Annotated in this window: 33 protein-coding genes; all 33 read right to left on the bottom strand. The window is 41.2% G+C overall.

Translation table 11 applies throughout. The features are described from left to right. A partial coding sequence (locus tag B0186_RS00565) for a tail fiber protein (protein WP_211272409.1) occupies positions 1-836 on the bottom strand: 836 nt, incomplete at its 3' end. A gap of 1 nt (position 837) precedes the next feature. Beyond that, a complete protein-coding gene (locus B0186_RS00560) occupies positions 838-1,422 on the bottom strand; it encodes a putative phage tail protein (protein WP_078217444.1) in 585 nt (194 codons plus the stop codon). Next, positions 1,410-2,480, bottom strand: coding sequence for a baseplate J/gp47 family protein (locus B0186_RS00555; protein WP_078217443.1), 1,071 nt, complete (start codon positions 2,478-2,480; stop codon positions 1,410-1,412). The genes B0186_RS00560 and B0186_RS00555 overlap by 13 nt, the downstream gene beginning before the upstream one ends. Then, positions 2,480-2,890 carry a phage GP46 family protein gene (locus B0186_RS00550; protein WP_078217442.1) on the bottom strand — a complete coding sequence of 137 codons (411 nt, stop codon included), beginning with the start codon at positions 2,888-2,890 and terminating at the stop codon, positions 2,480-2,482. Before B0186_RS00550 ends, B0186_RS00555 begins: the two co-directional genes overlap by 1 nt. A gap of 7 nt (positions 2,891-2,897) precedes the next feature. Further along, positions 2,898-3,425, bottom strand: a complete 528-nt coding sequence (locus B0186_RS00545) for a phage baseplate assembly protein V (RefSeq protein WP_078217441.1) — start codon at positions 3,423-3,425, stop codon at positions 2,898-2,900. 2 nt (positions 3,426-3,427) lie between these two features. Further along, entirely contained in the window at positions 3,428-3,856 is a 429-nt protein-coding gene (locus B0186_RS00540) for a phage baseplate assembly protein (protein ID WP_078217440.1), read from the bottom strand. Continuing rightward, complete coding sequence (locus B0186_RS00535) at positions 3,857-4,579, bottom strand: phage baseplate assembly protein (protein ID WP_078217439.1); 723 nt, start codon at positions 4,577-4,579, stop codon at positions 3,857-3,859. Then, positions 4,576-5,916 carry a DNA circularization protein gene (locus tag B0186_RS00530; protein WP_078217438.1) on the bottom strand — a complete coding sequence of 447 codons (1,341 nt, stop codon included), beginning with the start codon at positions 5,914-5,916 and terminating at the stop codon, positions 4,576-4,578. The genes B0186_RS00535 and B0186_RS00530 overlap by 4 nt, the downstream gene beginning before the upstream one ends. Next, entirely contained in the window at positions 5,916-7,760 is a 1,845-nt protein-coding gene (locus tag B0186_RS00525) for a tape measure protein (RefSeq protein ID WP_078217437.1), read from the bottom strand. The genes B0186_RS00530 and B0186_RS00525 overlap by 1 nt, the downstream gene beginning before the upstream one ends. 113 nt (positions 7,761-7,873) lie before the next feature. After that, on the bottom strand, positions 7,874-8,233 hold the full coding sequence (locus B0186_RS00520; protein ID WP_078217436.1) for a phage tail assembly protein: 360 nt from the start codon (positions 8,231-8,233) through the stop codon (positions 7,874-7,876). A gap of 9 nt (positions 8,234-8,242) precedes the next feature. Further along, positions 8,243-8,590 (bottom strand): phage tail tube protein, encoded by a 348-nt coding sequence (locus tag B0186_RS00515; RefSeq protein WP_078217435.1) that lies wholly within the window; start codon positions 8,588-8,590, stop codon positions 8,243-8,245. 12 nt (positions 8,591-8,602) lie between these two features. Further along, positions 8,603-10,075: a phage tail sheath subtilisin-like domain-containing protein gene (locus tag B0186_RS00510; protein ID WP_078217434.1), complete on the bottom strand. Its 1,473-nt coding sequence runs from the start codon at positions 10,073-10,075 to the stop codon at positions 8,603-8,605. Beyond that, complete coding sequence (locus tag B0186_RS00505) at positions 10,075-10,248, bottom strand: DUF2635 domain-containing protein (protein ID WP_115252397.1); 174 nt, start codon at positions 10,246-10,248, stop codon at positions 10,075-10,077. The genes B0186_RS00510 and B0186_RS00505 overlap by 1 nt, the downstream gene beginning before the upstream one ends. Next, positions 10,245-10,796: a DUF1834 family protein gene (locus B0186_RS00500; protein ID WP_078217432.1), complete on the bottom strand. Its 552-nt coding sequence runs from the start codon at positions 10,794-10,796 to the stop codon at positions 10,245-10,247. Before B0186_RS00500 ends, B0186_RS00505 begins: the two co-directional genes overlap by 4 nt. Then, the gene (locus B0186_RS00495) at positions 10,796-11,212 is read right to left on the bottom strand and encodes a gp436 family protein (protein ID WP_078217431.1); all 417 of its coding nucleotides are present in this window, start codon (positions 11,210-11,212) and stop codon (positions 10,796-10,798) included. Before B0186_RS00495 ends, B0186_RS00500 begins: the two co-directional genes overlap by 1 nt. After that, a complete protein-coding gene (locus tag B0186_RS00490) occupies positions 11,212-11,619 on the bottom strand; it encodes an HI1506-related protein (RefSeq protein ID WP_078217430.1) in 408 nt (135 codons plus the stop codon). The genes B0186_RS00495 and B0186_RS00490 overlap by 1 nt, the downstream gene beginning before the upstream one ends. Before the next feature lie 72 nt (positions 11,620-11,691). Then, positions 11,692-12,615, bottom strand: a complete 924-nt coding sequence (locus B0186_RS00485) for a Mu-like prophage major head subunit gpT family protein (RefSeq protein WP_078217429.1) — start codon at positions 12,613-12,615, stop codon at positions 11,692-11,694. Further along, complete coding sequence (locus B0186_RS00480) at positions 12,615-13,682, bottom strand: phage protease (protein WP_078217428.1); 1,068 nt, start codon at positions 13,680-13,682, stop codon at positions 12,615-12,617. The genes B0186_RS00485 and B0186_RS00480 overlap by 1 nt, the downstream gene beginning before the upstream one ends. A 220-nt stretch (positions 13,683-13,902) precedes the next feature. Continuing rightward, positions 13,903-14,337, bottom strand: a complete 435-nt coding sequence (locus tag B0186_RS00475; protein WP_078217427.1) for a phage virion morphogenesis protein — start codon at positions 14,335-14,337, stop codon at positions 13,903-13,905. A 131-nt stretch (positions 14,338-14,468) separates the two neighbouring features. Next, positions 14,469-15,815: a phage head morphogenesis protein gene (locus tag B0186_RS00470; protein ID WP_078217426.1), complete on the bottom strand. Its 1,347-nt coding sequence runs from the start codon at positions 15,813-15,815 to the stop codon at positions 14,469-14,471. Beyond that, positions 15,802-17,367, bottom strand: coding sequence for a DUF935 domain-containing protein (locus B0186_RS00465; RefSeq protein WP_078217425.1), 1,566 nt, complete (start codon positions 17,365-17,367; stop codon positions 15,802-15,804). The genes B0186_RS00470 and B0186_RS00465 overlap by 14 nt, the downstream gene beginning before the upstream one ends. A 2-nt stretch (positions 17,368-17,369) precedes the next feature. Then, positions 17,370-18,932: a terminase large subunit domain-containing protein gene (locus B0186_RS00460; protein WP_078217424.1), complete on the bottom strand. Its 1,563-nt coding sequence runs from the start codon at positions 18,930-18,932 to the stop codon at positions 17,370-17,372. Continuing rightward, positions 18,932-19,504, bottom strand: a complete 573-nt coding sequence (locus B0186_RS00455) for a DUF3486 family protein (RefSeq protein WP_078217423.1) — start codon at positions 19,502-19,504, stop codon at positions 18,932-18,934. Before B0186_RS00455 ends, B0186_RS00460 begins: the two co-directional genes overlap by 1 nt. Before the next feature lie 33 nt (positions 19,505-19,537). Next, positions 19,538-19,831 (bottom strand): VpaChn25_0724 family phage protein, encoded by a 294-nt coding sequence (locus B0186_RS00450; protein ID WP_016533366.1) that lies wholly within the window; start codon positions 19,829-19,831, stop codon positions 19,538-19,540. Further along, positions 19,828-20,157, bottom strand: a complete 330-nt coding sequence (locus B0186_RS00445; protein ID WP_078217422.1) for a DUF2730 family protein — start codon at positions 20,155-20,157, stop codon at positions 19,828-19,830. Before B0186_RS00445 ends, B0186_RS00450 begins: the two co-directional genes overlap by 4 nt. Further along, positions 20,154-20,354: a TraR/DksA C4-type zinc finger protein gene (locus tag B0186_RS00440; protein ID WP_078217421.1), complete on the bottom strand. Its 201-nt coding sequence runs from the start codon at positions 20,352-20,354 to the stop codon at positions 20,154-20,156. The genes B0186_RS00445 and B0186_RS00440 overlap by 4 nt, the downstream gene beginning before the upstream one ends. Positions 20,355-20,474: 120 nt before the next feature. After that, positions 20,475-20,729 (bottom strand): DUF2681 domain-containing protein, encoded by a 255-nt coding sequence (locus B0186_RS00435; protein WP_078217420.1) that lies wholly within the window; start codon positions 20,727-20,729, stop codon positions 20,475-20,477. Further along, positions 20,719-20,973: a DUF2644 domain-containing protein gene (locus B0186_RS00430; RefSeq protein WP_078217419.1), complete on the bottom strand. Its 255-nt coding sequence runs from the start codon at positions 20,971-20,973 to the stop codon at positions 20,719-20,721. The genes B0186_RS00435 and B0186_RS00430 overlap by 11 nt, the downstream gene beginning before the upstream one ends. Before the next feature lie 42 nt (positions 20,974-21,015). Further along, complete coding sequence (locus B0186_RS00425; protein WP_078217418.1) at positions 21,016-21,516, bottom strand: N-acetylmuramoyl-L-alanine amidase; 501 nt, start codon at positions 21,514-21,516, stop codon at positions 21,016-21,018. Positions 21,517-21,594: 78 nt separating this feature from the next. Next, positions 21,595-22,056, bottom strand: coding sequence for a hypothetical protein (locus tag B0186_RS00420; RefSeq protein WP_078217417.1), 462 nt, complete (start codon positions 22,054-22,056; stop codon positions 21,595-21,597). A 12-nt stretch (positions 22,057-22,068) separates the two neighbouring features. Next, positions 22,069-22,494, bottom strand: coding sequence for a Mor transcription activator family protein (locus tag B0186_RS00415; RefSeq protein WP_078217416.1), 426 nt, complete (start codon positions 22,492-22,494; stop codon positions 22,069-22,071). A 151-nt stretch (positions 22,495-22,645) separates the two neighbouring features. Continuing rightward, positions 22,646-23,173 (bottom strand): gp16 family protein, encoded by a 528-nt coding sequence (locus B0186_RS00410; protein WP_078217415.1) that lies wholly within the window; start codon positions 23,171-23,173, stop codon positions 22,646-22,648. Next, the coding region (locus B0186_RS00405) for a hypothetical protein (protein ID WP_143411915.1) at positions 23,170-23,715 on the bottom strand (546 nt) is incomplete at its 5' end. The genes B0186_RS00410 and B0186_RS00405, both read right to left, overlap by 4 nt.

Raw genomic sequence — 23,715 nt, 5'->3', positions numbered from 1 at the left:
GAATCTACCGTTGATCTATTTGTTTGTGGCTCAAATTCAAACCCCTCTCCATATAGCGCGGCGTTTTCATTATGTCTGCCATAATAGGAAATGAGTTTATGCGTATGCGCTTTAATCTCATCATTTTGCTTTTGCCCCACGGCTAAACTGCCATGCGCACTGCGGATAAATCTATCCTCAGCCAACGGGACATTATTGATTGAGCCGTATTTGTCCACTAAATGCTGATACAACTCAGGATAAGAACGCTGAGTAACAACAGAGCGAATGCTATCAAAGGCAAGCCAACCATCAGGGATATTATCGACTGCAAAATAACTAGTCATACCTACGTCTGAGCGTTGCAAATTAGGGGTTTTATTTTTACCTAAAGTGCGGTATAAATCGGGATAAGTGCTTTCGCTAAATGTTGATCCATTAGCAAGCACGAAACCTTGCGAATAACTAACCTCTTTCGGAAAACCAATAACAGCCCCTACAGGCAACCCTTTTTTACCTGCTTCATCAAGTGCCTCTTGCAGACCTGTAATATCGCTAACAGGGTGATTGTGGGTTTTATCTGCTTTGTCTTCAAGTGACTCAGAAATTGAATTTTTAACAACTTCTTTAATAGCAAGTGTAATTTGATTAAGTTGTGCTTTCTCTGGAGTAATATTTGCCTCAGTTAAAATATTTAACAACTCCGCTTGAACAATATTAAACCAGTCCGCACCAGGATAACTTGGTGCAACACCATTTCCCCCTTCAGTAAACCAGCGTGGCTCGGTATGATTAAATTTTTTTGCCTTTACTTCTGGCATCGTCTGAACGCCAGAGTCATTATCTAATGCGTACATATCATTCCTCTTGGTAGATAAAAATCATTTCTAAATGTGAGTAACAAAAACGCTTTAAAAAGCATTCCACTTTTGAGCGTTCAAACATCACCAATTCTTGTGTCACCTCATCTAAACAACTAGCACGCCGCATAGCTTTAGAAGTAGTATAAATAAACACACGCCACGCATTTTCTTGTGGATAGAGCGGATAAATACAATCTCTTTCACAATGGTGCGGATAATGTGTGACTACGTTAATTTCATAACCTGCTTGTCTTGCAATATCCTCAAGGTAAAATTTATTAAATGAGCCTACCTCGTTATCTTTTGCTTGCAATGCTTGGCGGCGAGCCTCAATAGTGATAATCTCAGAACATTCAGGCAGTCCAAAAAACTGCTCCCAGTCATCTAATAAAATCAATGCATTGCCAGGCATACGTTCATTTATGAGTTGGTGAGCATTGGCATTCACTTGTTCAAGTTGTTCAGCTCGTACATCCAAAAACTGAGCAAGAATACTGTTGTAATCTCTATGCCAAGCTAAACCTACAGGCAACAATTTAAGTGCAGCATCAAGATATTGTGCTTGCTTTATACTTGCCATGTAATTTCACCCAACTTAATAATTTCGTTTTGTGCTAACTGAATATCCCCAGCAGGAACAAGAATACTGTTATCCACCTCGCCAATTACATTAGAAACAATGGCTCGCAAGTGGGAAAGATAAATTTTTTGCTCAGGCTCAACGGTTTTGAAATAAGAAACCAACGCATTTTGCACCGCACTTTTAAGCTGTGTAGATGCTGGAACAAGTCGGATAGTAAAGTCTTGTATTTTCACTTTTGGTGCAAATACAAACAACTCATTACCTGCAGGCATTCCCTCCCACAAGCCAGTTACAACATTACGATGCCCTTCAATGTATTTCTTCACCTTCTGCATATCTTCAGAAGTAGGTAGAATATCAAGACGATCATCACAAACCACCGCAACACCTGTCGTGCCACCACCTTTATAACGTGGATAACACCAAGCACGAGTAATACCAGATACTTCATTAGCCCAACGAATATAATCGTGTGGAGCACCACCAGCAGGAGGGAACTGTACACGCTGAATCAAACGAGAAAGTAAACGAGAAAGACTTTCAATATTCGCACCGCCACTCATTGACTTAACAACCGCATTAGGTTTGACCCCAAGAATAGAAGAAGTTAATGCAACAGGCGTATTTGTAGACAAATTCCCCGCATTGCCTTCTGTGTCACATTGCACTTGAACATCAAACTTCCCAACTGCTGCGATTTGTGTTTGCACAGTTAAAAACTTCAAACCTGTGGGCTGATGCTGAAAGGCTGTGCCCTCTGGAATTTCCGCTTGCACAGCGACATCTAATGTAATCAATCCTTCCGCTTTACTGGCTGGTTTTCGGGCAATGCCTTTATAAAGTGCATATTCAATTAAATAATCTTCATCCGCCGTAGTGGGAATGATTTGTTTGGCAAGATAATCAAGATGAACGTGTTCGCCCGCACTTAACGCCGCACAAACACGATTAATCACCGTAACAACATTATTGCGTTTTAAATTGGGTAAACGATGTTGAAATTGCTGTTCGCCTTGTTGAATAAGTTGTGAAAGGGTAGGGGGTTGATATGGCATTAATGACTCCAGCGTGTTGAAAACGTAAATTGTTCTTGGCTACCATCAAGCAGCACCACAATAATAGTTAGCAACAGCACTGAAGTTTCAGGATTAGAAGCAATCACTTGATAATCGCTTATTTCCTTATCTTCCACTAACCAAGCAAGTGCTTGTGTGGCATAGGCTTGAGCATCATCAAGTACAGATTGAAGTTGTTTTTCACGATTTAAAAGCCAAAGTTTAGAGCCTATCTTATGATTGTCAGTATTAAAATCATCACCCCACCAACCACGCTCATTATCAACTCTTAAATCCGTAAAAAGACTCATAATAATGGACGTTGTCAAACTATCATCAAGCACCAACTCATCATCAATCACGACCAAATCCCCGTGACCATTTACCCAAGTTAATGCTAAATCTGACATAATCCCTCTATACTGGTTTTCCCACGCTATTTTCATGGTCGTGGTCTTTGCCACTAATGCCATTTGAAACGTGATCTTTTGCTGTTGATTGTCCCATAATATCAACATCACCAGTAAATTGAGTTTGTGGAGTTTCAAACCGCACTTGCAGTTCTGCCTGTACAGTAAATTTTTTACAAGAAAGGATTGCCTCTCCATTTTCTGTTAATAATAGTCGATGCCCCTCTTGATGATAAATCACCACATCACCTGCTTTTAAACCCGTAGGACGAACACCCTTATCATCAACCACTAATACCGCAATATGAGAACGTTTACCGCCGACCTCCAAAGCAATCACCTCGCCCGCAGTAGGTACAGAAGAAAAACCGTAGTTTTGAAAACGTTCTGCATCATCAATTACCTCATCAGATTGCAAACGAATTTGTACGTTTTGTCGCTTATGTTCATCAGAAACAAAAGACATCACACCACGATTTACAAGCAGCTTTAAACTGCGTTTAATTGGGGCTAAAACACGATTTAAACCTTGCATATTTATTCCTGAAAATCACTAAATTCTTTTACGTTATCTTTATTCGATTTTTTAGCAGATTTAGCCCCTTTCGCTTGCTCTGCTGGCTCATTGAATGCCTCTCTGTGCATTAAAGTAAGCTGTGTTTTGGTGCCTGAGTCATCAAGGGAATAACGACAATCTACAATCAGCCGTTCCTCTTTATGAATACCAAGTTGAGGGGCATCTAAAACCACTAATTCATTAGGCAACCACAACGTACCATCAGGCTTTTGCCAACCTTGTACAGTCACAGTTGAACGCTTACCTTCCGCATTATTACGTTGCATTTCCCAATTCGCTCTCTGATAACCAGTGGAGCCCGTCATATTGTCATCTGCGATAATCAACATAGGACGATAACGACTAATCTCCGCATCTTTTACTTCAACTTTTAAACCGCTTGCACTCATTTAGTGATCCTTCTGTGGTTGTTCGTTAAAAATATCTGCCTCTTGCACCGCACTTTCATTACCTTTTGCCCCACCTTGCTCAGCATCACCAATAACACGATAAAGACTAAAACGCTGTGTCCAGTCGTCATTAAGTTCAAGTTCAAGAATATTCTCTCCCAGCTTAAACTCACCGACCACAGTGTCGCTTGGATCTGTAAAAACAAGATCGCCATCAACATTTGAGGTAACTAACACTCCTTTGTGTCGTGCGGCTTTGCTTAAGGTATCAAAAGCAGTTTCCCCAGGCTCAACCTGCCATACATTCATTTTTTCATTGGCACCAGGCTCTGTTGCTTGCCAAACCACCTTAATACCAAAAGGCTTGCAAATCACCTCTGCAATCTGCTGTAAAGTCTGATTTTTAAAGTGATAACTTTGATGAATAACAGAACAATCCACTAAATCTGCGGTTTTATCTCGCCCAGATACCGAAATTTCTTTACTTTCTCCTGAAATAGACTGTGAAAGCGAATCTAAATACCCAGTAATCACCGTCTGCCCATTCATTTTTAACTGAATTTTTGAACCAGGTTTAATTTGCGAAACATCATCTTCAGGACGAATAGCAATACCCAGATCAAACTGACCACTCATTGACTCAAGCGAGCGAAATACAGACAACCTCGTCCAACCTGAGAAAATATGCTCATTCAAATAAAGCTCAATTTTAGATTCTGTCATTGCAACACCTCAATTTCATTGCCGCCAATACAAAACAGTGGGTGAACAATGGCATTACGCTGTGCCAGTTGCTGCCATTTTTGGCTTTTGCCACTATGCTGATATTGCACAACAAGTGCAGGGAAAGTATCAGTTAAGTGTACAGATTTCACGTTAGATAGTTGCTCCCCTCGCGTGCGTAAATCACTAATCACAGCAAGTCTAAATTGTTCTAACGCTTGATAACTTTGCCAATTTTCTGCATCAGCATTGTCTAAAATGACTTGCTCAAGTTGTAAATCAATTTCATCAATTAATGTCTTAATATCAGCTTTTGACTCAATTGCTTGTACTTCATGACTCAAAGAGTCAGTTAATGCTTCAGTCACTGCTTTGGCATATTCAACCGCAAGGGTTGAAATCACCAAACGAGCACAACTGAATTGTGCTTTTGTCATTAACGATTGAGCAATTTCTTTTTGATGTAATCCAGTTGCATTACGTTTTAAAATATCTGTCGCATTAATGTTGTTGCGTTTTGCATTGACGATTGCATCAAACATCGCTTTCGGCATTTCTGTTTTTGATTTTGTTGTTTCAATGACTGCATTATGAATGACACTTACTGTAATCGCATGTTCATTTAGGCTTTGTTTTGAACGCATTCCTTTATACTGCTTAAATTGCACAAGCCCCTGTAATTCTTGTGCGAGCAAACGAGGAGAACGAATTAAACTCACCATTCGATTTTTAACATCTTCCGCCTCCATCTTAATACTGCCAATATCAGCAACAACTGAATTAAGCGCCCCAAACGTCCCCTCAATAAAGCTAAGCATAGAGTCCACAAGTTGAGAGAGCGGATTATCAGCTAACAAATCAACAAACTCATTAATATCTGCAACATGTTGGGCAAACTCTTCTGACAAAGCATTAATTGCATTGGCATATTCTGTTAATGCCGAAAATTGAGTATTTTTAGCAAGTTTAGGTGCATTTTCTTGAATATCATCAACAAAATTAATATCAAATCTGGTTACACGTTGATGTGTCGTGGAATAGTTTGCCTTGTAGCTCTCTACTCGCACCTCAATACGCTTAAAATAAGGGTGCTTTAATTCCCCTTTACCTTTCTCCAATGCCTCAATTAATTTTTCTGCTTGTTTAATATGATCATCACCAATCACTAAACAAGCTACGTTATAAGTACGAGCCTTTTTACCTAAATCCTCATTCAAACCATCATCACGCAAAGGATATTCATGTTTGACTAAGCGACGACCACCATCAACAGATTGACTTTCTTCAATTAAAAAAGGTACACCAGCAAAACTGCCCTTACCTGTAATTTTGGCCATTAATCACCTCCATATAAACCACGCCCCATATAACCAGTCGTAGTCTGTAGCTGTAATGAATTATCAGGGCGATTACTTTTCATTGCTGTATTTCCCACTGAGGCAACCAACCCTTCTGTTGCTTTAATTTTTACCTCAACAGAAGCATCGAGCTTTGCTTCTTGCTGTTCAGGTGAGGCAAGCATTTCCCCAACCTCGCTACCAAGCCACCCACCAAGCCAATCTCCCACAAAAGAGCCGACCATCGCCCCAACTACAGGAATAGGAATTAACGCCTGCCCCACAATCGCTCCTGCTGTCGCACCAGCAATAGAACCAATAGACTCACTTTTCTCTTGTGTGCTTGCCGTATCATCCATTAAAACGGATGCTCCTTCAGCAAGTGCAAGCCCAGCTCCCAAGGCTGGCACGCCTTTCATACCTTTGGCAAGCGTACTTGCCATATTCTTAGTTGCTGTGGCTGTAGATTTAATTGCCTTGGTTGCTGTTTGCTTGATACCAGAAGTCGCATTTTTCGTTGACTGAGCAACCGCTTTTGTATTTTGAGTAGCTTGTTTAGTGCTTGTTTTAGACTTTTTATCCACCGCACCACCTACCGTATTGGCAAGCCCACCTACTGCCATATCCGCAAAGTTAGTCACAAAAACAGGCGTTACCCCTGAAACAGAGCCCAATGCACCACCAACCGCTGCAACACCGCCAGCTTTTGCTCCTTTTTTACCAAATACCTTACCCACCCCCCAACGACCAGCACCAAAAGCCCCTTTGCCAACACCCAAAGCTGCCTTGCCTAAGCCCGAGCGAGCAATTTTATTTGCCCCATAAAGTGCGGCAGCAAATTTCGCTAAATTGCCATAGCCTCCAGCCTTTTCAGATAGCCAACTCATCACAGAGCCAATATCCTCTAAAATCGGCTTAACGTCTTTTGAAACATCTTTTAAATCTCGTAAGGCAGTGACTAAAGTGTCGCTCACCTGTTTAGCAAACTCATCGAATTCACCATTATCAATTTTCTGATTTAACCAATCTAAAATGCCTCCGAGTTCGTTTTTCAGCTCATCAAATACGCCTTTTTCCATAAAGCTGGCTTGCATGGAGGTGAACGTATCACCAAGATTAGAAACCAAGCCATCCCAAGTTTTCATTTGTTCTTTTGCAGCACCAGCGGCATCTTTGCCCATTTGTCTGTACAAGGCTTCAATTGCCTTTCCTTGCAACCTCCCTTCTTTTATTAGTTGCAGAATTTGTTTCTCGCTATACTTCCCTCCTGTTGCCTCTGATAACATCTTTAAAACGGGTACATTACGTTGTATAAGAGGCAATACATCTTCCCAGGTCATCTTATTGACTGCTGCCATTTTCTGAAAAGAATTAATAAAATCATTTAACTGATTTGTATCACCGCCAATTTTAGCGTTATAGTCCACCAAGGCTTGCAATGAGCCATTCATTGGATCAATACCTGCGGTTTTTAGCCGCATTGCAGCATTTTGCACATCACCGAATGCCATAGGTGTGTCAGTGGCAAATTGTTTAAGCCAAGCCATCGCCTTATCACCATCTTCCTTAAAGGTCTGTTTCATGCGGATACCCGCCATTTCAAACTCAGCAGCGGTTTTAATTAGTGAGCGAGAGGCAAGGGCACCGCCTGCAGTTAAACCAATAAAAGCACGATTTCCCACAGAATCAATAGAGTTTGAGAGAGACTGAACGGAGCTTTTTAAGCTAGATAATGCACGCTTTGAACGAGAAGTCATGCCCTGTATTGCTTGACCAAATCGCCCCGCTTGGCTAGCGACATTGCCTGCAAGGTTGACATAAAAAGAGGTTGAATTATTTGCCATTCTGACCACCAGAATTTATATAACTAATATAACGAGGGAGATGAAAGAGAGGTTGAGAAAGCAGCCACTGAGGGCTGCATTGATAATGTTTAGCAAGCAACAGGCAAGTTTTCTCAAAGGTTCTCACTTGTTGCTGCCAATCGCCCCCGCTCAAGTACCTTTTCCGCTTTAGCGGTATCAATAGCCGTAAGTGCGGCATTAATTAAGGCTAAATCATCAGGACTAAGCGAGCGTAATTGGGCCAGCGAAATAGGACCATTTAACTTACCGATACTAGCAATTTGACGGCGTAATAGCTCGTAACTAAACAAGGTTTGACTAGTCACCAGCACAGGATTACCTTGCTTATCTAACATCAAACGCTCAGAGGCAAGCTCCGCATCAATTAAATCACCCGTAGTTAAATCACGTAAAACCACATCATATTGTGGCTCATCGCCATACATTAACCCTTGTTTTAATCTAAGTTCCATTTATTCCCCCTATACCTTTTTACATTCAACTGCAGCGATTTTTAAACTAATTTCCCCTTTAGCTGTAAGAGTAACGGCATCAACCGTCCAAGCATTTGCCAATAAGTAGGTTTGACCTACATCAGTCTCAAATTCCACCGTAGCATTGGTCATATTTTTTAAAGTGAAAATGTCAATGTCAGCACAGTTAAACACCTTACACTCAACAGTCGCTTCTGTTGGGGTTTCCTGATAACCATACACCCGAGCCCCTTTAACGGTTTCACGAGTAAAACCACCAGGATCTAAAGTAGAATCATCACCCGTTGGATATTCCGCCCCATTAATACGAATTCGAGCAATACCTTGATATTTCATTATGATTTACTCCTATAAACGATATTGAATAGCATGAGCATAAACACGGAATTGGTTTACCAAGTTTTCACTTGATAACACATTCAAGCGGCATTTATTGTCTTGATCACGCTCAACGATTAGCTCATTGCTAAAGCTATCAAAATCTTCTACCAGCCCTTTAAACTCTAGCTCTGTAAATAAGGCGAGCAATTCATTGCGGATCACTTTTGGTGTCACTATTGCCTGACCTGGACTCACTCGGATGCCATCATCTGCCAATTTGTGACGAGGGTATTTGCTGGTAATACGTTGACGAATGGCGTAACGGATATAACTTAATGTCGCAATGGTCTCAATATACAAATAGCTTTCGTCCATCTCGCCAAAAGCATTTTTGCGATACATCGTAATTGCCGTTTCAAGCTGTGGCTGATTATTCGCATTAACTGTATAAGTACTTAATCCGCTATAAAGTAAAGTGTTACGGGAAGGTAAATCCCAACGCTCACTCATTACAGGTGGCAACAAATCCAACACCAAGGTTTGCACAGGACGAGCAGGATCAATTGAGAGAGAGCCAGCCGCTACCGCACAATAAGCACAAGCCCATTCATAAGCAGGTTGTGGTGTATTATTGGTCGCCAAAACGCTAAATAAATAGTCATTGCGTTGCTCGGCAAAAGTGCTTGCTTGAGCGTGCGTACCGCCTTTTGCCATAAAACAAAGTCCATCAATCTGCTGCATTGGCCCCCAACGCTTAACAAGCTCCGTACGTAAAGCATTTAGACTTTCTGTATCTGTAAATGGATTAACAAGGTAATTCCACCATTCTGCCCCAAAGCCAGTAATCGCTGTTGCCATATCAGGATTTACTGAACCGCCGCTCATTTTGGTAATTTGTGCAGAAATACCAGTAGGAAAGACTTCGCCTGTATAGTAATTGGTGCGAATATCAATATCGTTACCGCATTCACCTTTAAAGCGACAAGTCAAATTAATGGTATCTTGTTGAGAAGGATCAACTTCTGAAGTCACTACAATATCTTGATTAGCGGCAATTAGTTTTTGCAATTTCGTTGCCAATGCCTGTGCTGTATCGCCAATGCTGACTGCTTGCTTAAAGTTCACTCCCGCAATCATCACATTTAGCACACCAGAACCCGTGGCTGTGCCCACTAACTTAATTTTGCCCGTTGCCTTTGCACCTGAACTATTTTCATCTAAAGGCAATACCCAAAGATCTAACATCGTATTGTGCTTTTTAAACACCTCAACCATACGAGCCAATTGCGAGCCTCGCCCAAATAATTGTTTAGCTTGCGATACGTTTAACACACGCACCGCTTGTCCTGCAGTTGCACTACCTGAAGATAATTTAGTCCCCAACATAAGCACCTTATGCAACATTGCAGGTGTGCCTGAGGTTGCTTTGCTGTTATCAAATTCGATATACGCTAACGGCACACGAATTGCATTTGGAATTTCGTTGTAAGAAATAGCCATTATTTCTCTCCTTTACGAGATTTTGGTTCAACGATTTCAACATCGCCATTTTTTAAATGATTAAGCCAATAGCTTGTACGTGGCTTTTCTTCGCCTGTTTCCGCTAAAGGTTCAAAGGTTTCTGGGTCACGGATAATAAGCCCCTTTTTTGGCTTAAGTTTGAACATTTCTATTCTCCTTGCTTGGGTAAAATCACAGTCAATTGGGTTTTATCATCAACTCGTTTTTCATCTTTTGATTGATTAAACTGGTGGTGATACACAATAAAATCATCAAGTGAGGTTTCATCGGTAGGCTCAGGCAAAGGCTGTAAGGCATCAAAATACATACCATACACCGCCACACCCATTCCGCTTTGTGTGTCAGACCAAAGATTTTGCACAGATTGCAGTTCAAACATTCCACTTGGTGCAATTTGTGTTTGATGAATACCAGCGGTCAATGCTTCCACCACTTGATAAATACCAATGCTGTCTTTTCGCTGACCGTTCAGCACATCACACACCACAAACACGCCCCATTTGGCTATCACGCTGTTTGGGCGAGAGCTTGGTGTTTGCCCAAGCCACGCAATGTAAACAGCGGGTGGATTACGCACTAAACGCATAACAGAACTTTCGTCCCATTGCCCTGGGTGTTCAGCGACTTCTTGCAAATAGTCGCCACAGATTGACTGGATTTTTTCAATCAGTTTTTCTGAGGTTTGTGCCACAATACTCATTAAATAAACCCCTTAGATTTATCACGAGCCCACACCGAACCAGCGGATTCAATCATGGCTGTATTGTCACTTTCTACTGTTTCGCCTTGCTCTGATATACCAAGCGAGATAGTGCCAGCCGCCACTTTTTCTAAATAGCGAATGCTATCCTCATAGTCTTGGCGAGACTGATTTGTGGCACGGTTCTTTTCAAGAAAATAGCGTGCGATATAACAACAATGACGTTCAAGTACGGCTGGTACCTGTCTAAGTGGTAATGAGTAACGTCCTGCAAGATAGCTATCAATGGTTTGAGAGGCATCTTCCAATGCCTCTTGCACTTTTGCCTCATCTAATGTTCTTTCTTTTGTCATGGCAACGGACAAAAGCACATCAGCGGTATAGCGCTTAATTAAACTGTCTTGCGTAGCGTACATTACTTATCAGCTCCATTTTGTGTTGCATTCCACAACGCAATAAGCTCGGCTTTTTTAGCGGATTTGCTAAAATGAACCCCCTGTTCAGTAAGTAACGCTTTAATCTGCTCTACGGTTAAATCATCTGGTAATGCTGTATTACTCGCCCCCTGCGGCGACGAATGATCCGAATGGACTTCGGATAACAACCGTTGTTCAGTCTCTTCAGTTGACTCAGTCGGCATCGGATCTTGCGAACCAAACACCAAACGTGGATCGGCTTTGAATTGCTCAATTTGAGCTTGCGTAACATTCTTAAGTAAGTTAGCCCCCTTGAGCAAACTAACACCAGCACGGCGATAGCCTTCTTTACCCGTCTTATTGAACACCACCACTTGATACAAATTTTCATCTTGCTTATCAGACATCGCATTTTTTCTCCCTTTAAACCCAATTTAAACGCTATTTAAAGTGCGGTAGATAACACCGCACTTTTGAGCTTACAGATAGTCTGCAACGATAAGTTCTAAGCGACCTTTAAATTCGTTATCTACTGTAGCACCGCCTTCCACACGGAATTCACGCTCTAATAACTTCACAGCAGCTTCTTCCAATTGAGGAGGAACCACTAAATGCGTTGGACGAATGCCCAAGCGACGACCACCATCACCCTGTACCGCACGCATCGCCTTAATCGCTTTCCAAAGGTTTTCCGCGGTAAGTTTGCCTTTTACCGCATGTGCCATTTGCCAGAAGCCATAACCCACATTTGCACGAGCATCTACACCATAGGTATAAACATCTTTAATAAAGACTTTTTCCGCACTGTCATCAGTAATTGATGCAGGTGTCGCAGGCTTACGCTCTTGGAAAATAATCGGCTTAAGTGAGCGAGAGCAATCTAATAAATACCAAGCATCAGCCTCAGTAGTTGAAGTGCTATCATCGGTAATATTGCTCACAGATTGAGGACTTGTGCCATCAACATTCGCACCTACAGGGTGGTCTGTATCGAAGAAATATTGCCCGTCATAGCAAGCGGTTTTAAAACCAGCCTTTAATGCACCAAACACCAGTTCATCAGGTAATTCACCTGCAGCACGCCCAAGTTCTTCAATTAACGGGCTATAAACACCTACATTGTCATCTTCAATATCAGTACGCTTAATTTCTACCGCACTTGCAAAGCTCTTATTCACAATCGAATAACCGTGAGATTGAATTGCCGTAATCGCACGATCACCCACCCATTCTTTAAGCCCTGGCATTTGACCAAGCCAGGCATAAGTATTGCTTGCTGTGGTTGATTTCACCGCCGTTGCGATTTTGCTGTATTGACTAGGTGCTTTTGCAAGCCCTTCTTTAAAGTTTTTACCAAAGCCAACAAACAGAGCTTTGACCAGTTCTGGGGTTACATTTGCCATTATTTCGCCTCCAATTCTTTTGCGTAATCTTCTTCAGACATACCAAGTAATTTTGCAGCCTCTTTATCGTGAGCAGACAAGACAGCCACACCATTTTCTGTTTTTTCCACTTTTGCGGTTTGCGTTTGTTGAGCTGAGAGCACCGCAATTTGTGGACGTTGTGCCAGCATTGCAGATAACGCAGCCACGCCTTGTTGCTTACCAAAGCCTTTTAAGTAATCTACTTCCGCTTCTAATGCACGGCCTTCATTGCGTGCTTTTTCGATAACCTGATCTACTTCGGTTTCGTTTGTTTTGGCAGACAGCACCGCCAATTGTTGTACAGTGGCATCGTAAGTGGCTTTCGGCACATATTTGCTTAAATCAACATCTGTGCTTTTCGCACTCAAGGTTGCCACCTGTTCATCGGCAGCGGTTTTATCTGCTTGCAAGGTTTCTAGCGTAGATAAAGCGGATTGCAGTTGCTCATCTGAAGCCTCCGCACCCTCAGCAATATCTACCCCAAGTTTTGCCAACAGTTTTCGCAAAATTTCAGGCATTTGATAATCCTCTTCTGAATCAATAGTTGCCGAAAGCACCGCTAAACGCTGCATACCTGTAACACCTGGATCATTGGTTAGTGCTGCCATTCGGATTTCTAAAGGAATACCGTTTTCGTCGTATGGAAAAACGGCACTTAAAAACGCAAATTCACCTTTTTTAATGTGTTCATAGGCTTTATCAGTCCAGCGAGGTTTAATAAATAAACCTTGACGCTCTTCATCATCAAACCATTTGATTTCATCAGCATTAAACCAACCTGCCGCTAAAACAGCCCCAGCATCTACGCCACGTTTCGCTTTAAAAATCGTTTCGTGTTCGTAATCCACAAGAATGTCTTGTTTTAAAGACCGCACTTTATCAATAAGACGCTGTGCAATCTCGCCATTCAAGAACCAATGAGGAACATCGGTTGGACTACCATCACGAGAGCGAAACTCGCCACTCGGTAAAAGCTGTTGCCAACCGTCTGCTGTGGGATTGATTTGAGCGGTAAGTACCGCTAAAGGTGTTTTTGTCGTTTTCATATCGCCATAATGCGATAAGAAAGAGGGAATGTGAGTTTGTGAAGTTTCAGACCATTAAAAGAGAAAGGAAGTCAGAAAGAAAAGGATAAAAAAGAGAGAAAATTTCCCCAAAAACAGCAAAACAAGAAAATCTAAAACTAAAACATCGTTTAAGGTGCGTTTAAATGCGTTTAAGTGCGTTTAAATTTTTGAATTAGTATCATCATTAGGGTTTATTGTTTTAATCGCTTAGCGAGCCACTGAGAGCCTTATTTAAAATATCTTTAATTTCTTCTACACCAGCATCGCCCAACCCTAAAAATGGACGAGCTTTCATCTTGCTTGTACCTTGCTGATGATATTGCCCATAAGACTCTGCTGCACCGATTACTGCAAAACTATCGCCATAATCAATATTTAAACTCGCCACAAGATCGCCTCGCACTTGCAATATATTACCATCATAACCTCTAGCATGACGATTTAATTTATAACTCGGATTTAAAGCCGCCCATTTTTCCCCTTCGGGAGAGCGCTCATTATCAAAGGCTTTTTCTGTTTCTTGCCATAACACATTGGCAATTTTTCGGGTTAAGCCTTCAGATTTGCCTAAGGCTTTTAATTTTTTAAATTTATCCTGAATAGCCTTGGTTTCAAATTTATATTCTAAATGCATTTGACTTTTTTTCCGACTAGGCGTAAATTTCAACTATCTTAAGGTGTCGTGTGGCGAAATGGTAACGCGGTGTAATCATTAATGATTGCATATATTGTGAGGTTCGACCCCTCACCACGACACCTTGGTATCTAAGGTTTTCCTTTAAGTACTACATATTGCCCTCCTTTTATTGCTTCTAACACATCTTGATAATTTAAGACTTTATATGCATTAATTATCCCATCAGCATTTTCTTTTGGTTTTAACCGTTTTGGATTAATTCTTGGTTCAACCACAATTTTTATCTGTCTATCAGTACTAAAATAAATCAGGTTGTTATGTCCTTCAAACTTATCAAGTAAAACGAGATTTTCTTCTGCAATAATTCGGGATAGTTGAGCATATTGCTCTTTTGTTAAGCCAACTCCACCTTTATGATGCTTTTTACTATTAGCGTGTTCCAAGCTCTTTTCACTCATCACCAACAACATTTCTGCCTGCTTTGTTCCACCTGATAATTCCGCAACCTTTTCTGCAATCTCAGTGGTCATAATACCCGCTGAAATATATCTTGAGCTTGCTCCTCGCTTACCTAAATGAGCCTTGACCCAATTTGCAAAAGCATTGTGACGAGCCTCGCTATTATTAATTGCCTGAATAGTCTGCTGCCGTAATTCTCTATTTTGAACCTGTTGTAATTTTCGTAATACAGCAATATCAGAACCAACAGCAGCTTTACCCACGTTATAATTCCAACCAGCACCCGTCTTAATCGTGCCAGAGCCTGTATTAAACACACTGATTTTAGCGTGGGTTTCTTCCCCTGAAGACTTATCTACCCCCGCTAATGCCCAGTCCGTTTTAATCTTCCCATGGCTATTACTCACTGTTAGCCCTTGGCTTGCTAAATGATATTCACTTAATGCACGCACACGACAACGACAACCCCAATCATTCGGTGGATAAAACCGCTCCCAAATTGGATCATCATAGCGATACACCTTACCATGCAAGGCTAAATGACTTGCTCTCGTACGGCTATCTTTCACTGCTACATATTGCCAATAAGGTTGTTCATCGGCATTTTCCATTTGTGAAGCGTATCTACCTGCGTGATAGGCTGTGATTTTGTTGGTGCGTAAAATCGTGCGTAAACGGCGAGGAGAACCAAGTTGAACTTGCTCCGCATTGCCCTTACTATCAACAACGACTTGTTTACCCCACCAACCTAATTCTTGCAATTTTGGTGTCAGGTTTTTAATAAAATCACGCTCAGAAATCCCTTGCTCAATCGCCTGAACAGTTGCCTGATGCAAGGTTTCTAAAATTTCTGTACGAGTGGCTTTTGCTACCGTAAAAGCCCTTGCATGAGCCTCTTCTAATTGCTCTTGCCAGTTCCATGTAATGTTATAGCCTTTGGCTTTGAGATAATCTACCGCCAATTTTGGCTCAAGACGTAGCACATAGCCCATATCAAGATCATTAACGTCCGCCATTTAAACGCCCCAACAAATCACTGACAAAAATCGCACGAGTAAGTAATTGCTCAAAAGCACTATCATCTAAATCTGCATAAAGTGTCGCAATACGCTCTTGAGCAAATTCATAACCGCACGTTTGCAATGCCTCAACAACAGGCTTTAACATTGGATCAATCACCTCTTGATATTGCTCTGGCGTTGGCTCTAACTCATCAAGCAAGTCATCAGGATCAGGACGTGCAGAAAGCACCGCAAAGCCTTTAGGACTAGCTTTGGCAGATAAAAGTGCAGTAGGGTCTGCTGGCGTTTTACGTTCTAAAATTGGTTCGTTATCAGAGGCAATCGGCACTTGTAATTTATCATGCGCCCATTGTGCAGGGATTTTAAAACCAATATCCACTAGCTTATTTAATCCATCAGCAAAGCTGTTAATATCCTCGCTTTCGGATACATCAAATTCTAAGCGAGGAATGCGGCGTGCATCATTAAAAGACTTACAGTTCAATGCATAGAGTGGATAAATTAAATCTCTGGTTAAAGTCGCTTGTAGGCGTTTTAAATCAGCATCACGCAATTCTGACCGCACTTCATTATGTACATTACCTAAAGCGTTAGTTGAGGTTGCACCATCTGCTTGTGAGGTTAATGTCCCCCCTAAAATCGCCTTAGACATGGATTTTTCAGCCCATTCAATCATTGCCATAAATGATGAACTGTCACCATCAGCTGCATTCTGAAATTCAATCTCCATACCACGAGGAATAATTCCCCCTGCGTTATGTCCAATACTCATTACTGCACGCAAAAGCGTATTCTTCTCTGTTGGCGTTGCTCCTTCAGGATATTTACCCAATCGCATAGGTAAGCCATAAATCTCCAAAAATTCGGCAAAATCTCGTGCTGAATAGTTTTTATAAAGAAACGGCCACACTAATGTTCTTACCAAACCAATGCGAGAAAGATAGCCTGTTTTTGCTTTCGCAATATGCGTAATCCAACCAAATTTTTGTAACTCAATACCTGTAACTGAACCATCACGCAAACGTAAGCTGTTGCGTTGTTCAGTCGGTGTCATAAACCAAGCTGGATCACGCCATTGCACATTACGAATAAGTTTTAGCCCACCAATTAAATTAGGCTCCCATTGAATTTCCTGACAACTAAAACCCTTTAAAATGGCATCTGTGGCATCAAAAATACAATCATCAAACCAAGTGGCATCACGTAAGATTTCATCTAACATTTCCGCATCACGAATTTCTGCTGCACTAGCACTGGTTGGCGGTTGAATTTGCCAATCTACCGTAAGCAAAGCTGAGCGTCTTTTACCTAGCTCTGATTGCAAATGGGCATCTTTTTCTTCCATATCTTCTGCAAGTTCGGCTTGAGCTACTAAATCTCCTAACTCTGCCGCTCTTAAAATATGTGCAGCACGCATAGGCGAAAGTCCAGAAACAGGATGCTCTGAATAATGTTTTTGTAACATTGCCAAACGGCTATCATTTTCCGTTTGCACTTCGTCGTTAAACTTAAATGGATTACCATGAATATCTACGATTCTACTCATCTCTAAACTCCGTCCCAATCTGAATGAAATTGACTAGGTAAATCTTCGTACTCTGTATTGGATTTAAAAAAATTACTGCCAGAGGTTGATTGATGTCGACTAGGTAGGGGAGTAAACTCAATCTCGCCTCCTGTCATATAACTGGCACGCACGGCCATACAATACGCCACCGCACTGTCGCCGTGGCGTTTGCCTGATTTCCCTTGTGAGCGGTTTTTATCAATTTTTGGCACACCGTTAATCACCACAATATGCCCCTGGTCTAAAATAATCTCTTCATCTTGTGGGATACGAATTAAGTCTGCCTCATACAGAGCTTTATATTTTGGCATCCACTCTCGATACCATTTATCATTAAGCTGTACGGTTTCAACCATTGATACCCCATAGCGAATAAGTGCTGCTTCCGCTAAATAGCCACCGTTACCTGTGGCATCAAATGCCGCCCCAATAAAACGAGGGAGATGTTTCAACACAAACAACATAATTTGCCGTTGCTGGTTATAAGGACAATTACGAATTTCAAGGGTGATTTCAATGTGTCGTGCCGTATTTGGCAAACAAGCACACACCGAAAACACACTCAAATCGCCCGTGCGAGCAAAGTCCACACCGAAACTATGACGATAGTCTTTATTGAGGTTTTCTAGGTGGGGCAATACCTCTTTGAGTAACCACTCAAGTGTTGTTACCTCTCGTTCTTCTTCTGTCCAACGCATAAATGCGGTATCACATTCAAAGGCAAGTTTAACCTTTGAATTATCTGCCGCACGATCTACCAATGGACGAGGGATATAACCGCCAGAGCTTTGTTTTGGCACACAAAAATACTCTTCTAGTGCGTCTTCTTCTGTGGCTGTTTCTCGCAACAAGCCTTTTTTCCAAGCATCTTCTAAAGCGGGCGACCATTCTTTTTTACTTACCTGACAAATACGCTGATAAAGCCCCTCATGGCACGCATCATCAAGCGTAATAGTGTGAATAGAATAACTTTTACGCCCCGCTCGGCTATCTTGAATAAGCTGATTAAAGAGGTTGTTCACGCCGTTGTGAGTAGAAATCAACCGCACTTTTGCACCCCACATCGTAAGAGCAAGAGCAGCTTTCAGCACTTCGGCGAGTTTCTCGTGGAAAGCCGCTTCATCAATACAAACCACCCCTTGCATACCACGCAAGTTTTTCGGGTTGCTAGATAACGCTTTAATTTTAAAGCCCGAAGCAAAATAGATAACGTAGGTCAGAATGTCTTTATCTTCATCATTGAAAATTTCCTCTTGAATTTGACCACTTGCACGATTGAACTTGCTCGCCCACATTGCACAAGCATCAATAAATTCACGAGCCATTTCTTTGTTTGAGCCGATATAAAACACATCCGAGCCACCTTCAGATTTGGCTCGGCTAGCAATCAGCACATCATCTGCCGCTTCCGCCCAAGTTAAACCTGTTCGACGAGATTTTTCCGCAATTTTGAGTTGGCTATCATCGGCAATCCAGCGTTTTTGATAGCCAAGTAATAACTCATTCGGATCAAAGGGGATAAAATCAGGTAATTTTGCGTTCATTAGGCAATTCCTAAAATTTGTGCCTTAATACTATCTACGGTTTCTTTTGATAGCCCCGCTTGCACCACTGCTTTTTCTGCGGTTTCTGCGGCAAGCTGTGCCACTTCTTTGCGAATGGCTTGCTCACGCTTATAGCTTAGGCTTTCTGCTTGTTCTAGGCGTTGGATAGCTGATGAGAGTAATGCAAGTTGCTTTGGTTCAATTCCACCCTCTTGTTCACCTAGTTTAAGAGATGTTTCAAAAGCAATTTGTTTAACCATTTCCATTAAGGTTTTGCCTATATCGGTTTGTGGCATTTCCCCAAACTGTTTTGTCCAAACTTCAGCTACTTCCCGAGCTTGTCGAATTTTTGCCCCCATTTTTTCCATTCGGCTTGCATAGCGGTTTAGCCCTGTTTTGCTTAATAATGCCGTTTCAGGCAGTCCACAATCTCGGATTAAATCGTTAATTTCTTCTAAAATTTCAGCTTGCGAAAATTGCTTATCACGCAACATCACCGCAAGCTGTGTTTTGATGTTCGGTGGCAGTAAATCAACTTTACTGGCACGCCCTCGGGTTGTTTTTTCTGTCATTTAAACGCTCCTTAAATTTCGTTTAAAAATCGTTTAAATCTTTGGTCTTGGGCGTTTAACGCCATCTACAACCGCTTCGCCATTCGCTACATCAAGTCCACGCTGGGTAATGGTTGCCACCATAAAACCACCACTTAACCGCTCAATACGCACCAAGCCTTGCTCTTCAAGCCAGTTTAAATGATTACGCACTAAATCTCGGCTGATTTTATGCCCATATAACGCTAAACATTCATCTAAAATACTTTCGTTGGCATCATAGCCAGCATCCGCAAGGGAACGTAAAATCACAAGTCGTTGGTCTTGGGTAAAAATATCTTTCATCATTTTTTACTTACTTCCTTTTCAATCAATAACTGTACTTGGTGTGCTAAGCCTTTTACTTCAGTTCGTAAAGCTTGGGTTTCGCCTTTCATCTCGACTACCGCAATGCGCAAATCGGTCACATCTTTCGCGCTTGGCAAATGCAATAACTCATTATCAATCTCATCGACCCGATGATTAGTTTTATTGACCTCTTCACGCAATGCCGAAAAATCACTTTTTTTCACATAGCGACTATCCATCTTGAGCCAAAAGACAGAGGCCAATAAGCCTGCAAGGGTTAAAATAATGCCCCAGTGGGCTTTTAAAATCGTTAAAATATCCATCATTTTTCTGCTATTTCCTGACAATGTACGCAACGAGTGCAATAGGGCACAGCCTTAATACGAGCAAGTGGGATTTCAATACCGCAATCAATACAATCTCTGCCGATGATTGCAGCTGAAGTTTGAGGTCTAAATTTTGATAAAAAATCCGTCATCATGCGCTCTTCACGCTCTTGTGTAATATCTGCAATATCGCTCATTTTTCCTTCTTATCCCTGTCACTACAGACTTTCTCATAAATTACATTATGATTTAGCACTTGCCGTTTCGTTTCTTCCGTGTCCTTACGGCTTGGATAAATCAAACCAAAGGCTGAACACTCACTCGTTGCGGAAATAATTGGCTGACTGCAAGCGCTCATCAACATCACTAGCAGACAAAGTGCGGTGATTTTCTTCCACTTTTTGTTTGGTTTTTGCATTTTTTAACTCCATCGATAAACGTGCTTTATCTGCTTTCTCTTGTTCAATTTGCTGTTCTTGTTGTTGGATTTTGCGTTGCTGAAAACGCACAACTACTAACAAAACTGCAATAATCAGCATAATAGCAACGCCTGCTTGTAAACTATTGATCATCGTTTAACTCCCTCTTGGTATGGTATTCATAGCGATTGCCTCGCATGGCATTAGCAAAGCCTTTAGTCGCCACACCACCACCACAAAAAATAGCAAAGGTCATAAATAATTCTGGGGTGTAAGAGCGGTCTAAATAAACGCAATAACCTAAAATAAACGCCATTAACAACGCTCCGAAAAACTGGATAAAAGCGGTGGTTGATAAGCGACCGTTGTCGTTGGTTATTAATTCTGAAATTCTCATTAGTTCTCCTACGGACACCAGCGTGGTGTCCCTACATATCATTTATTGAAATAAATGGTTGTGGTTGATGATTTCTTCACTATCCAACCATTCCCACACATCAAAACAAGGGCAGGCTTTAAGCCACTCATTAGGGGTGATTGAGCCGTCGCCATTGAGATCAGGTGATAAATCTCTGTGTCCATAAATTTTGGCTTTGGGGTGTTGGCTCTCTAATTGACGGAGTAAATTGTGCAAGGCGTGCCACTGTGCTTCGGTGTATTCGCCATGGTTTTTACCCTTTTCAGTAATGCCGCCCACCAAGCAAATTCCCACTGAGTTACGGTTATGCCCTTTGACGTGTGCCCCAATCTCACCTACTTTGCGACCCGTTTCAACAGTGCCGTCGGTATCAATCACAAAGTGATAACCAATACGGCTGTAGCCACGATCTTTATGCCAACCATCAATCACTTGAGCTGCACTTTGATTATTTGTTTTAAGGGATTTCCCATTGCGAGTTGCGGAGCAGTGGATTACGATTTTTAGGATAGGTAAAGACATAAAAAAACTCCCTGATATTTATCTCTATCAGGGAGTTTAATTAATACTGGATATTATTGAGTTTGTGATGGTTCAGACCTATTTCTCTGCAAAATCTGTGAATTCGTCTTTGGGTTCTGCTGGTTTAAATGGTTTACCGCCATTCAATGCAGGATCATCAAAGCGAACATAGTAAGAATTGTAAACGCCATTATAATTCTTCGGCGTGTCTAATAATCTGTCTAAGCAACGCCAAGAAGTTTTCTTGGTTGAGTCGATAGTAAAAGCATCACATTTTTTACCATCAACTTGCTTATTTTTTTGAATTGCTGCAATTTTTCCATATAAGAAAGGCTCATTCCAAGCTTTTAAACGATTATTCCAGCCAGCAATAAATAACGTTACGCCAACTTTAACTTTTTCAGGGTGTTCATAAGTTTTTTCAAGGAAAATTGCAGCTCTTTCAGGTGTTTCATTTGCTGGTGGCCATTGTTCTGCATTCGCAAAATGACTAACAAATAATGTGATTGCACATAGGGAAATAAATCGTTTAATATTCATTTAGCACCTCTTTTAATCAAATTTAAACTCAGGCTGATGCCGTTTGCGTTGCAACGCCATCTGTTCACGGATAATAGCATAAATATGCGACTCTGACAGATTATACTTGCGAATTAATTCGGGTACATTATTTCCTTTAAAATCTTTGAAGATCATCACATTTCGCAATGCATCTTTGAGGATATTACCTGTGGGTAAATAAAATGACTGACCACCAAAATAATGTGCCATTACCCCCACCAACTTACAAGAGGTTTGTTTTGCATCAGTTTCTGCAAAGCCTTGTCGCTCTAACTCTGCTTGCATTACCGCAATAATCTCTGTCAATGTACGGGGCCATTTATGCAAAATTTCATCATCTGGAATTTTATCTAGATTATCGAATAGCTGACCAATAATAGAGTGATCATCTGCAAATAAATCGTTTTGTTGATACATATAACCCCCTTATTCAGGACATAAAATAAGAGGATTATAGAGAGTAGAGTTTAAGAAAGGTAAAAAATTTTTGCGATAGATTTATAGCTATAAATTTAACATATTGATTTAACTATGAAAAATGAACAATTTAGGCAATTAAAAAAGTTTGTTAGAACAATTCTTGATAGCACTCAATTACATTATCATAGCCTATTTTTCGTGGCATTTTTTCCCCTGTTTTACTTTCAATGCGTTCAATTAATACTCGTTTGTGCCAGTTTTTCAAGATTTCAAGCAAACGCCCTGCCTCATATTGCTCAAGACTTTGTACATTTAGCATCAATATATTACGGTTTTTATTGATGATTTTATGCATATAGGCATTTAATGCTCTCTCACTACTATCCTCAATCACATTATCTTGCCCCATAGCAATCCAAACCGCACGGATCTTATTAGTAATATTACTTTTAACCACCGCACTTTCTGTTTTCGGACTATATCCCCTTCTTGACCGCACTTTAAACCCTTTTTGTTCAAGCTCATGTAATACTTTCAACAACTCCACAACAGTCATTTTTGCCGTACTGTTTTTGGCGGTTAGGCGTTCTAGCATACTTCTGTAGCTGTATTCATCCATGTTGAGTTGTTGTTTGGCGATATGAATGAGCTGTATGTATTTTTGCTTGTTGTTCATTGTTGTTGCTCCTCTTTCCATTTTAACCAAACTTGATATTCAGGCGTGTCCTGCACTATATCTGTCCGTCCCATGCGCACAAAGCGATCCACATACTGAATATCATCAATACGCTTATCTTCTTGCGCTTTGGCTTGCTGGGCTTGGCTTTGTATTTCTTCTTCGTTTTGCTCATTTCGCACTACGGTAAACAGTGGTTTAGCACTTTCATACACTTGTTTTAAGTAATTATGATTGCTCAAAGGGGCGGTATTTTGCTTGTCTCTGCGTTTTTTCATCACGCTGTTTGCCGTTTCGCTTAGTGCGTGGGCAAGTAGTGGACTTGGTTTGTAAAGCGCTAACACCTCTTGCATTAATTTTAATGCTCGGCTGTTAGAGAGGGCGGATTTTTCAGGGCGAAAAAGGGCAATATAACTCACAATAGCTCGTGCGTTATTACCTTTTAACTGGGTTAAAATGGTTAAAATTTCACGCCCTGCATCACCCTCTAACAGTTGGTCTAAATGTATGTCGCTATGACATACAGGACAACGACATAGCTT

This window comes from Canicola haemoglobinophilus, assembly GCF_002015075.1.
Classification (GTDB): domain Bacteria; phylum Pseudomonadota; class Gammaproteobacteria; order Enterobacterales; family Pasteurellaceae; genus Canicola; species Canicola haemoglobinophilus.
Note: the sequence above shows the minus strand (reverse complement) of the source record. Positions and strands in the feature narration are given on the sequence as shown.

What these genes read in the sequence shown, in the direction of transcription:
- B0186_RS00545 (WP_078217441.1), bottom strand. Translation starts at nt 3,425, where the DNA reads ATGCAAGGTTTAAATCGTGTTTTAGCCCCAATTAAACGCAGTTTAAAG.
- B0186_RS00485 (WP_078217429.1), bottom strand. Translation starts at nt 12,615, where the DNA reads ATGGCAAATGTAACCCCAGAACTGGTCAAAGCTCTGTTTGTTGGCTTT.
- B0186_RS00465 (WP_078217425.1), bottom strand. Translation starts at nt 17,367, where the DNA reads ATGAGTAGAATCGTAGATATTCATGGTAATCCATTTAAGTTTAACGAC.
- B0186_RS00435 (WP_078217420.1), bottom strand. Translation starts at nt 20,729, where the DNA reads ATGATCAATAGTTTACAAGCAGGCGTTGCTATTATGCTGATTATTGCA.
- B0186_RS00425 (WP_078217418.1), bottom strand. Translation starts at nt 21,516, where the DNA reads ATGTCTTTACCTATCCTAAAAATCGTAATCCACTGCTCCGCAACTCGC.
- B0186_RS00495 (WP_078217431.1), bottom strand. Translation starts at nt 11,212, where the DNA reads ATGTACGCTACGCAAGACAGTTTAATTAAGCGCTATACCGCTGATGTG.
- B0186_RS00460 (WP_078217424.1), bottom strand. Translation starts at nt 18,932, where the DNA reads ATGAACGCAAAATTACCTGATTTTATCCCCTTTGATCCGAATGAGTTA.
- B0186_RS00520 (WP_078217436.1), bottom strand. Translation starts at nt 8,233, where the DNA reads ATGGAACTTAGATTAAAACAAGGGTTAATGTATGGCGATGAGCCACAA.
- B0186_RS00410 (WP_078217415.1), bottom strand. Translation starts at nt 23,173, where the DNA reads ATGAACAACAAGCAAAAATACATACAGCTCATTCATATCGCCAAACAA.
- B0186_RS00455 (WP_078217423.1), bottom strand. Translation starts at nt 19,504, where the DNA reads ATGACAGAAAAAACAACCCGAGGGCGTGCCAGTAAAGTTGATTTACTG.
- B0186_RS00475 (WP_078217427.1), bottom strand. Translation starts at nt 14,337, where the DNA reads ATGCATTTAGAATATAAATTTGAAACCAAGGCTATTCAGGATAAATTT.
- B0186_RS00430 (WP_078217419.1), bottom strand. Translation starts at nt 20,973, where the DNA reads ATGAGAATTTCAGAATTAATAACCAACGACAACGGTCGCTTATCAACC.
- B0186_RS00470 (WP_078217426.1), bottom strand. Translation starts at nt 15,815, where the DNA reads ATGGCGGACGTTAATGATCTTGATATGGGCTATGTGCTACGTCTTGAG.
- B0186_RS00510 (WP_078217434.1), bottom strand. Translation starts at nt 10,075, where the DNA reads ATGGCTATTTCTTACAACGAAATTCCAAATGCAATTCGTGTGCCGTTA.
- B0186_RS00555 (WP_078217443.1), bottom strand. Translation starts at nt 2,480, where the DNA reads ATGCCATATCAACCCCCTACCCTTTCACAACTTATTCAACAAGGCGAA.
- B0186_RS00490 (WP_078217430.1), bottom strand. Translation starts at nt 11,619, where the DNA reads ATGTCTGATAAGCAAGATGAAAATTTGTATCAAGTGGTGGTGTTCAAT.
- B0186_RS00535 (WP_078217439.1), bottom strand. Translation starts at nt 4,579, where the DNA reads ATGACAGAATCTAAAATTGAGCTTTATTTGAATGAGCATATTTTCTCA.
- B0186_RS00500 (WP_078217432.1), bottom strand. Translation starts at nt 10,796, where the DNA reads ATGAGTATTGTGGCACAAACCTCAGAAAAACTGATTGAAAAAATCCAG.
- B0186_RS00530 (WP_078217438.1), bottom strand. Translation starts at nt 5,916, where the DNA reads ATGGCCAAAATTACAGGTAAGGGCAGTTTTGCTGGTGTACCTTTTTTA.
- B0186_RS00560 (WP_078217444.1), bottom strand. Translation starts at nt 1,422, where the DNA reads ATGGCAAGTATAAAGCAAGCACAATATCTTGATGCTGCACTTAAATTG.
- B0186_RS00450 (WP_016533366.1), bottom strand. Translation starts at nt 19,831, where the DNA reads ATGATGAAAGATATTTTTACCCAAGACCAACGACTTGTGATTTTACGT.
- B0186_RS00440 (WP_078217421.1), bottom strand. Translation starts at nt 20,354, where the DNA reads ATGAGCGATATTGCAGATATTACACAAGAGCGTGAAGAGCGCATGATG.
- B0186_RS00550 (WP_078217442.1), bottom strand. Translation starts at nt 2,890, where the DNA reads ATGTCAGATTTAGCATTAACTTGGGTAAATGGTCACGGGGATTTGGTC.
- B0186_RS00445 (WP_078217422.1), bottom strand. Translation starts at nt 20,157, where the DNA reads ATGATGGATATTTTAACGATTTTAAAAGCCCACTGGGGCATTATTTTA.
- B0186_RS00540 (WP_078217440.1), bottom strand. Translation starts at nt 3,856, where the DNA reads ATGAGTGCAAGCGGTTTAAAAGTTGAAGTAAAAGATGCGGAGATTAGT.
- B0186_RS00420 (WP_078217417.1), bottom strand. Translation starts at nt 22,056, where the DNA reads ATGAATATTAAACGATTTATTTCCCTATGTGCAATCACATTATTTGTT.
- B0186_RS00525 (WP_078217437.1), bottom strand. Translation starts at nt 7,760, where the DNA reads ATGGCAAATAATTCAACCTCTTTTTATGTCAACCTTGCAGGCAATGTC.
- B0186_RS00415 (WP_078217416.1), bottom strand. Translation starts at nt 22,494, where the DNA reads ATGTATCAACAAAACGATTTATTTGCAGATGATCACTCTATTATTGGT.
- B0186_RS00480 (WP_078217428.1), bottom strand. Translation starts at nt 13,682, where the DNA reads ATGAAAACGACAAAAACACCTTTAGCGGTACTTACCGCTCAAATCAAT.
- B0186_RS00515 (WP_078217435.1), bottom strand. Translation starts at nt 8,590, where the DNA reads ATGAAATATCAAGGTATTGCTCGAATTCGTATTAATGGGGCGGAATAT.